At 66.9% G+C, this 14,154-nt stretch carries 9 protein-coding genes; 5 read left to right on the plus strand and 4 right to left on the minus strand.

Annotated elements, in window-relative coordinates:
* Nucleotides 1–16 precede the first annotated feature (16 nt).
* Both gltB and J2W68_RS15050 read left to right on the plus strand, forming a co-directional pair.
* Nucleotides 17–4,474, plus strand: a complete 4,458-nt coding sequence (gene gltB / locus J2W68_RS15045; RefSeq protein ID WP_310237530.1) for a glutamate synthase large subunit — start codon at nucleotides 17–19, stop codon at nucleotides 4,472–4,474.
* Nucleotides 4,475–4,634: 160 nt separating this feature from the next.
* On the plus strand, nucleotides 4,635–6,119 hold the full coding sequence (locus J2W68_RS15050) for an FAD-dependent oxidoreductase (protein ID WP_310237343.1): 1,485 nt from the start codon (nucleotides 4,635–4,637) through the stop codon (nucleotides 6,117–6,119).
* 110 nt (nucleotides 6,120–6,229) lie between these two features.
* On the opposite strand, the gene J2W68_RS15055 is transcribed toward J2W68_RS15050, so the two are convergent.
* Nucleotides 6,230–7,744: a tryptophan halogenase family protein gene (locus tag J2W68_RS15055; RefSeq protein ID WP_310237347.1), complete on the minus strand. Its 1,515-nt coding sequence runs from the start codon at nucleotides 7,742–7,744 to the stop codon at nucleotides 6,230–6,232.
* Between the two features lie 86 nt (nucleotides 7,745–7,830).
* Nucleotides 7,831–10,878: a TonB-dependent receptor gene (locus J2W68_RS15060; protein WP_310237349.1), complete on the minus strand. Its 3,048-nt coding sequence runs from the start codon at nucleotides 10,876–10,878 to the stop codon at nucleotides 7,831–7,833.
* Between the two features lie 161 nt (nucleotides 10,879–11,039).
* Between J2W68_RS15060 and J2W68_RS15065 the strand changes: the two genes are divergently transcribed.
* The 3 genes from J2W68_RS15065 (at nucleotide 11,040) to J2W68_RS15075 (ending at nucleotide 12,843) form a co-directional block, all read left to right on the plus strand.
* Nucleotides 11,040–11,246, plus strand: coding sequence for a hypothetical protein (locus J2W68_RS15065; RefSeq protein WP_310237352.1), 207 nt, complete (start codon nucleotides 11,040–11,042; stop codon nucleotides 11,244–11,246).
* 293 nt (nucleotides 11,247–11,539) lie between these two features.
* Nucleotides 11,540–12,196 carry a DUF4124 domain-containing protein gene (locus J2W68_RS15070; protein ID WP_310237355.1) on the plus strand — a complete coding sequence of 219 codons (657 nt, stop codon included), beginning with the start codon at nucleotides 11,540–11,542 and terminating at the stop codon, nucleotides 12,194–12,196.
* The gene (locus J2W68_RS15075; protein ID WP_310237360.1) at nucleotides 12,193–12,843 is read left to right on the plus strand and encodes a DUF4124 domain-containing protein; all 651 of its coding nucleotides are present in this window, start codon (nucleotides 12,193–12,195) and stop codon (nucleotides 12,841–12,843) included. The genes J2W68_RS15070 and J2W68_RS15075 overlap by 4 nt, the downstream gene beginning before the upstream one ends.
* On the opposite strand, the gene J2W68_RS15080 is transcribed toward J2W68_RS15075, so the two are convergent.
* Entirely contained in the window at nucleotides 12,840–13,334 is a 495-nt protein-coding gene (locus J2W68_RS15080; protein WP_310237363.1) for a methyltransferase family protein, read from the minus strand. The genes J2W68_RS15075 and J2W68_RS15080 overlap by 4 nt on opposite strands.
* Nucleotides 13,324–14,100 (minus strand): SDR family oxidoreductase, encoded by a 777-nt coding sequence (locus tag J2W68_RS15085; protein ID WP_159677844.1) that lies wholly within the window; start codon nucleotides 14,098–14,100, stop codon nucleotides 13,324–13,326. Before J2W68_RS15085 ends, J2W68_RS15080 begins: the two co-directional genes overlap by 11 nt.
* Nucleotides 14,101–14,154: the final 54 nt, after the last annotated feature.

Here is a 14,154-nt window from a genome sequence, read left to right on the forward strand (position 1 = left end):
GACTGCGATGACGACGATGCGGGAACACCCGGATCGGGGCCTCTACGACCCCGCTGACGAACGCGATGCCTGCGGCTTCGGCCTGATTTCGACGATCGGCGGCGACGCGTCGCGCGTGATCGTCGACGGTGCGCTGCAGGCGCTGTCGCGCATGGCGCATCGTGGCGGCATCGCCGCCGACGGTCTGTCGGGCGACGGCTGCGGCGTGCTGCTCTACGCCGCCGATACGTTCGTCGACACGCTCGCCGCCGAGGCCGGACTCGCATTCAACGGCGCGCGTCGCGCTGCCGGCATGGTGTTCCTGCCGCACGAGACAGACGCTGCCGAACAGTGCCGCGAGACGCTCACGCAACTGCTGCGCGATGTCGACGTGCGCGTTGCCGGCTGGCGCGAAGTGCCGCTCGACGACGCCGCGCTGGGTGCACTCGCACGCAGCTCGATGCCGCGTATCGAACAGGTGTTCGTGACCGCCGACGGCGACGACACGCAGGCCTTCGAGCGCGTGCTGTACCTCGCCCGCCGCCGCGCCGAACAGGCGCTGCGCGCGCATGAACATTTCTACGTCGTCGGTCTCACCCCCGGCCTGCTCGGCTACAAGGGCATGGTGCTGCCGAGCCATCTGACCCAGCTGTTCCCTGATCTCGCGCGCGAAGATCTCGCAGCGAAGACCGTCGTCTTCCATCAGCGTTTCTCGACCAACACGCTGCCGCGCTGGCCGCTGGCGCATCCGTTCCGGCGCCTGGCGCACAACGGCGAGATCAACAGCATCGAGGGCAACCGGCGCTGGGCGCAGGCACGTCGCGGCGTGTGGGCATCTAAGCAGCTCGACATCTCCGAGTTCGACGAAACCGTGACCATGCACGGCTCCGATTCGCAGACGCTCGACAACATGCTCGAGTGGATGCTGCTCGGCGGCATGGACCTGCTGCAGGCGATGCGCATCCTGATGCCGCCGGCCACGCAGTCGCTGGAGTACAAGGACGCCGACCTCGCCGCGTTCTACGAGTACTACGCGATCAATTCCGAGCCGTGGGACGGCCCGGCGGGCGTGGTGATGTGCGACGGCCGCCATGCCGCGTGCACGCTCGACCGCAACGGCCTGCGCCCCGCGCGCTGGACGTTGTCGCAGGACGGCATCTTCGTCATCGCCTCCGAGGCGGGCGTCTGGGACGTCGCGCCCGAACGCGTCAAGGCCAAGGGCAAGCTCGGCCCGGGTGAGATGATCGCGATCGACCTGACCACCGGCACGCTGCTCGACAACGACGCGATCGACGAAGTGAACCGCGCGCGCGCGCCATACAAGCAATGGCTCAAGCGCGGCATGAGCTATCTGCACACCGAACTGATCGATCCCGCTCTCGCCGCCGAGCCGTTCGCGCCCGACACCCTGCTCGCGTTCCAGAAGCTGTTCCAGCTCACCCGCGAGGAACAGGAATCGGTGCTGCGCCCGCTGGCCGAGACCGAGCAGGAAGGCATCGGCTCGATGGGCGACGACGTGCCGATGGCCGCGATCAGCCAGCGCGTGCGGCCGCTCTACGACTGTTTCCGCCAGGCATTCGCCCAGGTCACCAATCCGCCGATCGATCCACTGCGCGAAGGCGCGGTCATGACGCTGTCCACGCAGATCGGCCGCGAGGGCAACATCTTCCTCGACCGCGCCGAGAACGTGCACCACGTGCTGCTGAACTCGCCGGTGCTGTCGCAGCGCAAGCTGCGCCAGTTGTTGGCGTTGCCCCGTTTTGCGGAATCCAACCGGCTGCTGGATCTGTACTTCGACGCCGACACCGAAACCCTCGAAGGCGCGCTGCACCGTCTGTGCGCCGAGGCCGAAGCCGCGACGCGTGCAGGGGTCGAGATCCTGCTGCTCAGCGACCGCTATCCCAAGCGCGGCACCGTGCCCGTGCACGCGCTGCTGGCGACGGGCGCGATCCATCTGCATCTGGTGCGCGCCGGCCTGCGTTGCGACGTCAATCTGGTCATCGAGACCGGCACCGCGCGCGACCCGCATCACTTCGCCTGCCTGATCGGCTTCGGCGCGACGGCGGTCTATCCCTATCTCGCGTTCCAGACCCTGCATGCGCTGGGCCGCCGCGGCGTGCTGGCGACCAAGGTCGGCAACGAACACCTGCAGCTCGGTCGCAGCTACCGACGCGGCATCCGCAAGGGCCTGCTGAAAATCATGTCCAAGATGGGCATCGGCAGCATCGCCAGCTATCGCGGCGCGCAGCTGTTCGAGATCGTCGGCCTCGCGCCGGAAGTCGTCGACCTGTGCTTCGAGGCAACGCCGTCGCGCATCGGCGGCGCCGGTTTCGCGCGTCTGGAAGCCGATGCGCGCCATCTCGCCGAACAGGGCTGGGACGATGCCGCCCTGCCCGAGCCCGGCGGCCTGCTGCACTACGTGCACGGCGGCGAGTACCACCAGTTCAATCCGGACGTGGTGACCTCGCTGCAGCGCGCGGTGCTGACCGGCGAGCGCGAGGACTGGAAGCGCTACTCGGATTTCGTCGACACGCGCCCGCCGGCTGCGCTGCGCGATCTGCTGCGGCCGAAGGCGGCGACGCCGATCTCCATCGATGACGTGGAACCGGTCGCGTCGATCGTGCGCCGCTTCGATTCGGCGGCGATGAGTCTCGGTGCGCTGTCGCCCGAGGCGCACGAAGCGCTGGCGATCGCGATGAACCGCCTCGGCGGCCGCAGCAATTCCGGCGAAGGCGGCGAGGATCCCGAACGCTACGGCACTGATCGCCGCAGCAAGATCAAGCAGATCGCATCGGGCCGCTTCGGCGTCACGCCGGAATACCTGATCAATGCGGAAGTGCTGCAGATCAAGGTCGCGCAGGGCGCCAAGCCCGGCGAAGGCGGCCAGCTGCCCGGCAGCAAGGTCAATCCGCTGATCGCGCGCCTGCGTTATGCCAAGCCCGGTATCGGCCTGATCTCGCCGCCGCCGCATCACGACATCTATTCGATCGAGGATCTCGCGCAGCTGATTTTCGACCTGCGCCAGGTCAATCCCGACGCGCTGATCTCGGTCAAGCTGGTCAGCCATGCAGGCGTTGGCACGATCGCCGCCGGCGTGGTCAAGGCCGGCGCGGATCTGATCACGATCTCCGGCCACGACGGCGGCACCGGCGCGAGTCCATTGGGCTCGATCCGCTACGCCGGCGCGCCGTGGGAACTCGGCCTGTCCGAAGCGCGCCAGGCGCTGCAGTACAACGACATGCGCGGACAGGTGCTGCTGCAGACCGACGGCGGCCTGAAGACCGGCCTCGATGTCATCAAGGCCGCGATGCTCGGCGCCGACACCTTCGGCTTCGGCACCGCGCCGATGATCGCGCTGGGCTGCAAGTACCTGCGCATCTGCCATCTCAACAACTGCGCGACCGGCGTGGCCACCCAGGACGAGCGCCTGCGTGCGAATCACTACAAGGGCCTGCCCGAGCGCGTGGAGACGTTCTTCCGCAACGTCGCCGAAGACGTACGCGAACATCTGGCCGCACTCGGCGTGCGCTCGCTCGACGAGATCGTCGGACGCACCGACCTGCTCGAACAGCATCTGCGTCACACCCGCGACGCCGTCGACATCGACCTGTCGATGCTGCTGCGCCGCGATCCGGACAAGCCGCTGTCCTATTGCGGCACGCCGGCGCTGCAGTCGCCGCCCGATGGTCTGGCTGCGGCACTGGAGACGCGCGTATCGAAGGCGATCGAACGCGGTGACGGTGGTGAATTCGATTTCGAGATCCGCAACACCGACCGCAGCATCGGCACGCGCCTGTCTGGCCTGATCGCGCGCCATCACGGCAACACCGCGATGAGCGATCGTCCGGTCACGCTGCGCCTGCGCGGCACTGCCGGCCAGAGCCTCGGCGCGTTCAACGCCGGCGGCCTGCACATCGATCTCGAAGGCGACGCCAACGACTACGTCGGCAAGGGCATGGCCGGTGGCCGCATCGTGCTGCGCCCGCCGGCGGGCAGCGTGTTCGATTCTCGCAACACGCCGATCCTCGGCAACACCTGTCTGTACGGCGCGACTGGCGGCGAAGTCTATGCCGCGGGTCGCGCGGGCGAACGCTTCGGCGTGCGCAACTCGGGCGCGGTCGCGGTCATCGAAGGCGCCGGCGATCACTGCTGCGAATACATGACCGGCGGCGCAGTCGCGGTGCTCGGCCGCATCGGCCTGAACTTCGGCGCCGGCTTCACCGGCGGCATCGCCTATGTGCTCGATCTCGATCGCGATTTCGTCGACCGCTACAACCACGAGCTGATCGACATCCTGCGCGTCACGCCGGAAGCCTTCGACAACTACCGCTCGCACCTGCGCGATCTGATCGAAACCCATGCACGCCTGACCGGCAGCGCCTGGAGCGGCCGCATCCTCGACGAGTTCCGCGATTTCGTCGGCAAGTTCTGGCTGGTCAAGCCGAAGGCCGCGAGTCTGGAAGCGCTGGCCGAAGATCTGAGGCGGGCGGCATGATGGAGAGCGGGGATTGGGGATTCGGTATTTGGGATTCGACGCGGCGGTTCTCCGCGACCGGATCCCTTTGGCTTGCGCCCGATCGATTACCGACGACGGCGATCCGTAAGCTCGCGGACCTTCGCATTTCCGAATCCCAAATCCCGAATTCCGAATCCCCATGACCAAACGCGATGTATTCCGGTTCCTCAACGAACCCCGCGAGATGCCGGACAAGGTGCCACTGCCGCTGCGCACCGACGGCGACTGGAACGAGCTCTACGGCAGCTTCGAGGATCGCGAGGCCGGGCGTCAGGCGGATCGCTGCCTGGACTGCGGCAATCCGTACTGTGAAGCCAAGTGTCCGGTGCACAACTACATTCCGAACTGGCTCAAGCTTGTGCAGGAAGGCCGCGTGCTCGAAGCCGCGGCGCTGTGTCACGAGACCAATCCACTGCCCGAGATGTGCGGCCGCGTGTGCCCGCAGGACCGGCTGTGCGAAGGTGCATGCACGCTCGACGACGGCTTCGGTGCGGTAACCATCGGCGCGGTCGAGAAGTACATCGTCGACACCGCGTTCGCGCAGGGCTGGCGACCGGATCTGTCGAAGGTCGTGGCAACCGGTCAGCGTGTTGCGGTGATCGGCGCCGGGCCTGCGGGTCTCTCCTGCGCGGACCGTCTCGCACGCGCCGGCATCCAGGCCGTTGTCTACGACCGTTACGAACAGATTGGCGGCCTGCTGCAGTTCGGCATCCCGAGCTTCAAGCTCGACAAGTCGGTGATCGCGACGCGCCGTGAAGTGCTCGAAGGCATGGGCGTGCAATTCCGCCTCGGCGTCGAGATCGGCAAGGACGTCGGGATGGACACGTTGCTCGAAGAGTTCGACGCGGTCTTCGTCGGCACCGGCGCCTACCGCTACACCGACGGCGGCCTCCCCGGCCAGGATCTGCCGGGCGTGCTGCCGGCCCTGCCATTCCTCGTGCACAACGGCCGCATCGTCACCGGCGGCGATACCTGGGGCCGTCCGGTCGCCGGTTGGGAAACCACGCTGACGCTGCCGAAGCTCGACGGCAAGCGCGTCGTCGTGCTCGGCGGCGGCGACACCGGCATGGACTGCGTGCGCTCCGCGGTGCGCCTGGGCGCAGCCAGCGTGACCTGCGCCTATCGCCGTGACGAGGCCAACATGCCCGGCTCGGCGCGCGAGGTCGGCAATGCGCGCGAGGAAGGCGTGCGTTTCCTGTTCAACCGCCAGCCGCTTGGCGTGGAAGCGAACGCGGCCGGCGATGTCGCCGGCGTGCGCGTGGTCGAAACGAAACTCGGCGAAGCCGATGCCAACGGTCGCCGCGCCGCAGTGCCGATCGACGGCACGGAATCGCTGCTGGGCGCGGACGTCGTGATCATCGCGTTCGGCTTCTCCCCGGTGGTGCCCGAGTGGCTCACCACGCACGGCGTCGAAGCCAAGGGCAACGGGCGCATCGGTGTCGGCGGCGAACGTCGCCTGCCCTACCAGACCGCGCATCCGAAGCTGTTCGCGGGCGGCGATGCCGTGCGTGGCGCAGATCTCGTCGTCACCGCCGTGCAGGAAGGCCGCGACGCCGCGGCCAGCATCGCGCGCATGTTGCGCAAAGGCGCACGTCCGAAGATGGCAGCGCTCGACACGATCTGAGGGTCTGGCGCGAGCGACTCGCGATCCGCCTCAGCCTGCCGCTGGTAACGGCCCTCCCCCGCGTGCGGGGAAGGAGCGGATCGCCGCACATCCAGACACGCGCTGGCAGATCAGGCCGGCGGCGTCGCCTTGCAATGCCGATCGATGAACGCCTGATGCGGTGGCATCGCATCCACGCAGGCCGACAAGGTGCGGCCGATGCTGTCGATGAAGCGATGGACTTCTTCGTCCGGCACGTTGTCGACCAGCGGATGCCAGCCCCGCGGCACGATGCCTTGCCCGATCATCACCTGCACCCAGCTGATGGTGTCGAACATCTCGCTGGCATTGCGGAAGAACCGGCCGCTGTCGCGGAACAGATCGATGACGCCCTGCAGTTCCGCAGGCACCTCCATCGTCCGGCACTGGCGCCAGAACGACGTGTCGTCGCGACGCGTCGCCTTGTAGTGCAGCACGATGAAATCGCGGATGCGGTCGAACTCGAACGCCAGCTGCGCGTTGTAGCGCTCGGCGAGTACCGGATTGAAGCCGTCGCGCGGCAGCAGTTCCAGCAGCTTGGAAATGCCCGACTGGATCAGATGGATGCTGGTCGATTCCAGCGGTTCGAGAAATCCGCTCGACAGTCCGATCGCGACGACGTTGCGGTTCCAGCATTGCTTGCGGCGACCGGTGGTGAAACGCAGTGGTCTCGGGTCGCCCAGCGCTTCGCCTTCCAGGTTCGCCAGCAACGTTGCGGCGGCCTCGTCGTCACTGACGTGCGCGCTCGAATACACGTAACCGTTGCCGGTGCGGTGCTGCAGCGGAATGCGCCACTGCCAACCCGCCGCGCGCGCGGTCGAGCGCGTGAACGGTGCAGGCGGTCCGACGTTCGCGGTCGGCACGGCCAGCGCGCGGTCGCAGGGCAGCCAGTGGGTGAAATCGTGATAGCCGGTCTGCAGTGTCTGCTCGATCAGCAGGCCGCGAAAACCGGAGCAGTCGACGAACAGATCGCCTTCGAGCACGGTGCCGTCCTGCAACCGCACCGAGGTGACGAAACCGCTTTCGGAATGCTGCGCCACGTGGTCGATCAAGCCTTCGTGCCGGCGCACGCCGCGCTGCTCGGCGTAGCCGCGCAGATAGCGGGCATAGAGCCCGGCATCGAAATGGTAGGCATAGGCGATATTGCGTAGCGGTGACCCGACCGGCACATCGGTCGCCGACACCATGAAACGGCCGCGCTGCGCGGCCAACGTATTGAGCGTGTAATCGCCGAGCGGGCCCGCACGTCCTGCACGCCGCGCTTTGAGCCAGTACTGGTGGAACGGCAGCAGACCGAGCGGATGCCCGATCTCGCTGCCGAAGCCGTGGATGTAGCGTTCGCCAAGATCGAGCCAGTCGACGAACTCGATGCCGAGTTTGAAGCTGCCCTGCGTGCTGCGCACGAAATCGGCTTCGTCGATGCGCAGCAGCTGGTTGAAGGCCTTGATGTGCGGCACGGTCGCCTCGCCGACGCCGACTGTACCGATCTGTTCCGACTCAACCAGTGCGACGTCGTAGCCGGGCCCGAGTACGCGCGACAGCGCGGCGGCGGTCATCCAGCCCGCGGTGCCGCCGCCGACGATGACGATGCGTTGCAGACGTTCCATTCCGGTCTCCTGTTGCGAAGGCGACGACACACGGCACGACGGGACCCGCAGGTCCCGTCGTGATCACGCGGACGCGATGGACTGCGTCAGAACTTCGCGCCGACCTCGAACGTCACCGTACGCGGCACGTACAGAATGTCGCCCGTCGAGTTGACCGTCAGATCGGGATTGAAGCGGCCGTTGCTGCCGAAGCCGTTGTAGGCGTAGGTGGAGTAGTTCTTGAAATCGAACGCGTTGAGCAGATTCACGCGCGCCGACAGCTTGAAGTTGCCGGCCACGGTGAAATCCTTGCTGGCCTGGAAGTCGACCGTGCGGTAGCCCCAGATATCGCCGCCGAACAGGAACTTGCCCGTACCCGGCGGCGTGACACCCACCTGCTGACAGGTCGCACCATCGGGATCGGTGAAACCGAAGCAGGCAAACGTGTTGATCGGCTCCGGTGTCGCCAGCACGATCTTCGCGCCGAAGGTGATGCCCCACGGACCGTCGATCGAGCCGGAAGCGACAAAGCGATGCGCCGATGCCGCATCCGACTTTACGAACGGATAGTCGTGGATCGTCGGCTTGTCGAACGCGAACGCCTCGTCGATGTTGCGGTTCTGGCGGGCGCTGGTGTGCGTGTAGGCCAGGTTGAGGCCCCAACCCGATTCCTCGGTGTAGGGACGCTCAGCCGACAGCAGGATCTGGCTGCTGCGCTGCTCCAGGCCGTTCATGCCGATGATCGTGTTCTGGAAACCGGGCACCGGCTCACCCCACGGCACGCTGCCATTCTCGAAGTACGAACCATCCGGATAGCGGTTGATCAACGACATCGCGAAACCGTCGTAGCTCAGCACGCGCTGGAACGTCACGTCGGTGAGCCATTCGCCGACCTGGTTGCTGATGCCGATGCTGAACTGGTCGCTGTAGGGCGTCTTGATCTCGTTGTTGAACATGAAGAGTTCGGCGCTGCCGCTGACGCCCGGAATCGTATTGAGCTGGTCGATGCCATCCAGATAACGCTGGTCGAAGGGCACGCAGACACGATCGTCGCGAAAGCACTCACCGGTCGCCGGGTCTTCGAAATACACCGCGACCGGCGACAGCGCCGCCTTGCTGGTTTCCAACGCGAGTTGCTCGAACAGGTTGCGGTCGTACGAACGCGCGGCGCCGCCGTGCAGCACGGCCGTTTCGTCGCCCAGGAAATCGTAGGAGAAGCCGAAGCGCGGCGCCCACGCATCCTTGAAGTTCTTGCGGTTGTTGCCGGTACTGATGTAATCCGCAATGTCGATGCCGCTGGGCAGCAGACGGTCCGCCCACGGTTGCTGGCCCGGGAGGTCCGGATCGTCGCCATAGAGCGCGTCCACAATGCCCTGCGAGGTCACGAAGTCGGTATAGGACGGCGTGTCCTCGTAGTCGTAGCGAATGCCCAGATTGAGCATCAGCTTGTCGGTCACCGCCCAGTCGTCCTGGATGAAGATGCCGTACTGCTTGGACGGCGACACCACGGTCGCCCGCTGACCCGGTGTGTCGTAGGGCGCGACGAAGTCGACACGATAGGGCGTGGCGGCGATGCCCGCGGCATCGATCTCATACGAGAACTGCGGATTGACCGACGCCGCGTCCTGCGAGGTCAGCTCCACGTCCTTGTAGTTGAAGCCCATCTTGATGGTGTGCTCGCCCCGCCACTCGAAGCTGTTGAAGGTCAGCGCGTTCTGCAGGAACCAGCCCTTCTGACTCTTGTTCTGCACACTCAGGCCGCCGGCCGGACCGGTTGCGAGGAACGCATACTCATCGACGTCGGTCGAGTTCGGACGCGGCGCGAGGACCTTGTAGACGATGCCGTTGCCCAGGCTGGTCGCGCTTGGATTGTTGGACGAGTCCTCGGTGCCGACGACCAGCTCGTTGATCCAGCTGTCGGCATAGTGCTGCCAGCGCAGGTTGGTGCGCTTGTCGGTGTTGAGCTTCTCGGTGGCCTGCTCAAGATTGTTGATGCCGCCGACGTTCGCGGTCTGGGTCTCGTCGCGATAGAGCGTGCTCAGTTCGATGCGGTCGTTGTCGCCTGCTTCGAACGTCAACTTGCCGAAGACCAGATCCTGCTCGAACGGCATGTTGGCCGCGCCGTACTGGCTCGACAGGTTGGCCGGCAGCAACCCGATGTAGGGCAGTGCGTTGGGGTCTGCCTGCACGCTCTTGGGCACGATGTTCTCCTTGCCCTCGTAGGCCACGAAGAAATGCAGCCGGTCCTGCAGGATCGGGCCGCCCAGAGCGAAGCCGAACTCCTTGGTCTGCGAATCGATCTTGCCGCTCGCCGCTTCGTCGGGGCGCTCCTCGCGCAGGTCCTGGTTGGTGAAGCGGTAGAACGCCTCGCCTTCGAACTCGTTGGTGCCCGACTTGGTCGCCGCGGTGATCGCCGCGCCGCTGATCTGGCCGTACTCGGCCTTGTAGTTCGAGGTGATGACCTTGTACTCGCCGACCGCGAGCTGCGGGAACGGGTTGCCCTGCGTGTCTGCCTGACCGGCGATACCACCGCTGCGCACGTAGCTCTTCTGGCCCACGCCGTCGATGTACAGGTTGCCGGCGCTCGCATTCGAGGCACCGCCACGCAGCTTGGTGTTCCCGTTGCCGTCGATCTCGAACACCATGCCCGGCACCACGTCCGCGAACTCGAGGAAGTTGCGCGTGGCCTGCGGCAGTTGCTGGATCTGGCGCAGCGAGATGGTGTTGCCGACCTCCGATGTCTTGACCTCGCGCAGCACGGGCGCCGTGACCCGCACCGCGCCAATATCGGTCACGTCGCCCTGGGCCGGCGTCTCACTGGTCGTGCCCGACAGGTTCAAGGTCGACGTGGAGGCAACCGTCAGCGTCACCGTCTGCGAATTGCCACCGGCATCGACCCGGTAGGTCCCCGGCGGCAGGCCGCCCAGCGTGTAGCTGCCGTTGGCATTCGTCTGCACGCTTCGGGTGGCCCCGGTGGCGAGATTGGTCGCAGTGACCGTGGTACCGGCTTCCGCACCGGCCTCGGAGGACACCTGACCGCGCAGCGTGGCGCTGCTGGACTGGGCGAACGCGGGCGTTGCGACGACGAGACAACCCAGCAGCGCGCAGGCGAGCAGGCTGGGCTTGGGGGCACGCGAGGTGCGATTGGCTTTCATGGGATCCCCTCCGAGGGACTTCCGATACTTGGTGTGAGTTCTTGTTCTGACGTCGGGACAGCGGTACAGCGTTTGCGGCACGCCCACGCACGACCGCGCGCCGGTGCGAACCGGAGCTTCGGAAGCGGGTTAGGCCTATAAATCGACGGGACGGAGCGCGGATGTCGGGTGGCATCCACGTCCTGGCCGGATCGGTCTCCACCGATCGCGCCGCATTGCGAGCCGTGCCGGGGCACGTCATCACGGCAGGCGCCGGCGCCTGCATCATCCGCGCGGCCTCGGGTGACGAGGGGGCGCGGCGGAGCGGGTCGGCGCGCATCGTAGTCCTGCGCAGCGCCGCCGTCTACGAGGACGGTCGTCATGACTGAACAGGCGACAGTCGCCCGGCAGCCCGCTGCCGCATGCTCACCGTATCCGACCGTCCCCGCGCTCATTCGAACGTCCGCCCTCGTCAGTGGGGCGGACGCTACCACCGCATGTAACCGTTTACATGCGGCAGTGCAGCAGACGCACGTTCCGGCTTCTGTCGCGGCGCATACGTACGTGGGCTGAATCACCGCCGTGCCACGGTTGGTCAGGGGTGCGCGCGCCGCGTCGTGCATTGCATGATGCAGCGATGGATATGCGACGGATCGCCCTCTTCTCCCGTCCCGCCTGCTGCATGTTGCCAATGCTGCTCGGTGGCCTCTGTGCAGCGTCTGCGTTCGCATCGCCGCCGCCGCCGCAGGTCACCGTCTACCGGTGTACCGATGCGAGTGGTCGCGTGGCCCTGCGCGATTCGCCCTGCGCGGAAGGCGCGACGCAAGAAGTGCGCAATATGTTGCGCCCGGTCGATGGCACGCCGCTGCCGCCGCGCCCGAGCGAACCCACCGCGGCCGTGGTCGATCCGCCGGCGCCGCAGGTCATCGTGATGCGCCCACCGCAGCCGATGTATCGCTGCGTGCGCCCGGACGGCAGCAGTTACACCAGCGATTCCTCGGACGGCAATCCGCGCTGGGTGCCGCTGTGGACGCTCGGCTACGGACCCACACGGCGCGGCCCGTCGACGCGTGTCGAAGCCGGCGATGGGCGCGGCAGTATCGAAGTGGATTCCGGCGTGGACACACGGCAGCGTGCGCGCGGCGGTTACTACGGCGCGGGCACCTGGATCCGGGACGAATGCCGACAGATGCCGCAGGGGGAGGTGTGCAGCCTGCTCGGCACGCGCCGCGAGGAAATCCGCCGCCGTTTCTTCAATGCGCAGCCCACCGAGCGCGCGCAGCTGACCCACGAAGAGCAGACGATCAACGCACGCCTGGCGCAGGACTGCGAGCGGTGACACCACACAGGCGTCTCGGCATTGCGCTCGCATGCGCGTTGGCGACTGGCGGCAGCCAAGCGGCGGTGACGACGGTGATCTATCGGTGTACCGACGCTGCGGGCGCGGTGACGTTCCAGAACGGCTCGGCCTGTCCGAGCGGACACAAACAGGAACGTCGCGTCGTGGAAATGGCGACGCCGATGCCCGCCTACGTTTCGCCGCCGGCAACGCCCGTCGCGCCACCCCAGGTGCCCCTGATCTCGCGCCTGCCGGCGCCAGAGCCAGTCTTGGCGCGCGAGGACGACGACGTCCCCGATCCACCGCCCGCATTGTTCGCCTGTCGCGTCTTCGACAACAGCACCTACTGGCGCGAAGACGACACACCGCCACTGCGCTGCCGCCCGATGCAGACCGTCGGCATCGGCGGACTGCCCGGCATGCAAGCAGGCCAGGCCTGCGAACAGGTGGCGGATGCCTGTGAGGCAGTGCCCGCGGAGGCGCTGTGCGGCGCCTGGGAAACGCGTGTGCGCGAAGCGGAGTTCCGCTGGCGCTACGCGCAGCGAGTCGAGCAGCCGCCGCTGCGCTTGGAGTACGAACAGCTGTTCACCACCTGGCGCGACAGCACGTGCGGTCCGGGCGCCGCCGTCGCGCCCGCAGCCGACTAGAGCCAGCGTGGCACGGCCGCCCGATAGGCCTCGTATTCGGATCCGAAGCACGCACGCAGGCGCGTTTCCTCGAACGGAATGATCGCGTGCTGCAGCGCCAGCACCGGCAACGGCAGCAGTAGCAGCGCCCAGGGCAGATCCAGCATCAGCGCCAGGCCGACATAGGCCAGCACCTGGGCCAGGTAGATCGGATTGCGCGTCCACCGGAACGGGCCGCGCAGGATCAATCGCGCCGGCGTGTGCGCGGGGATGATCGTGGTCCTGCGACGCGCGAACAGCGCGAAGGCCCACACCGCCAGCACCAGGCCAGCGTCGGCGAGCAGGGTGCCCGTCAGATGCAGCGCGGGGCGAATGCCTTCCGGCGCCAGCGGCAGATCAAGCGCATGCTGCAGGCCGGCGCCCGCGACGAACGCCAGGATGCACTGCACCGGCGACGTGCTGCGCACCAGCCAGGGTGCGCGCGGCGCGACATCCAGCGGCTCAGAAACCATGGCGCAGGAATCCGCCGTCGACGGCAATGCATTCGCCGGTGATGTAGGCCGATGCCGGCAAGCACAGGAACGCGACCGCCGCGGCGACTTCTTCCGGTTCGCCGATGCGGCCCATCGGCGTGCGCAGCAGCACGTCGTCGAGATAGTCGGGATCCGACAGCGGGCCCGAAGTCCGCCGCGTGCGGATGTACCAGGGCGCCACCGCATTGACGCGGATGCCGTCCTCGGCCCATTCCACCGCGAGGTTGCGGGTCATCTGGTGCAACGCCGCCTTGCTCATGCCATAGGGCGCGCCGCTGCGCACGTGAGTGATGCCCGAGACGCTGCCGACGTTGACGATCGCCGAGCTGCCGCGACTCGCGAGCAGCGGATGCGCATAGCGCGCGAGTTCGAACGCGCTGAACACGTTGACCTCGAAGATCTCGCGCCACTCGTCTTCGGCGTAATCGTTCGCCGCGCGGCTCAGATTGCCGCCGGCGTTGTTGACCAGGATGTCGAGCCCGTCGCCCTGGTCTTCGACCCAGTCAAGAATCTCGCGCCGCTGCTCTTCGTCGACGACGTCGGCGATCATCGCGCGCACGTCGGCCTGGGGAAATTCCTCGAGCAGTTCGTCGCGCGTCGATTCCAGTGCATCGCCGTTGCGACCGACAATGAGTACGGTCGCGCCGAAGCCGGTCAGTTCGCGGGCGATCGCGCGGCCGATGCCGGCGCTACCGCCCGTCACGAGGGCCAGTTGTCCATCCAGGCGCCAGCGGTGCGGATCCATCGTCAATCCCTGATCTGTGTCGGCGTTAGGATAGCGCCGAGCCCGTCCGTCGGA

Origin of the sequence: Luteimonas terrae, assembly GCF_031457535.1 — a bacterium.
GTDB classification, from domain to species: Bacteria; Pseudomonadota; Gammaproteobacteria; order Xanthomonadales; family Xanthomonadaceae; genus Luteimonas; species Luteimonas terrae_A.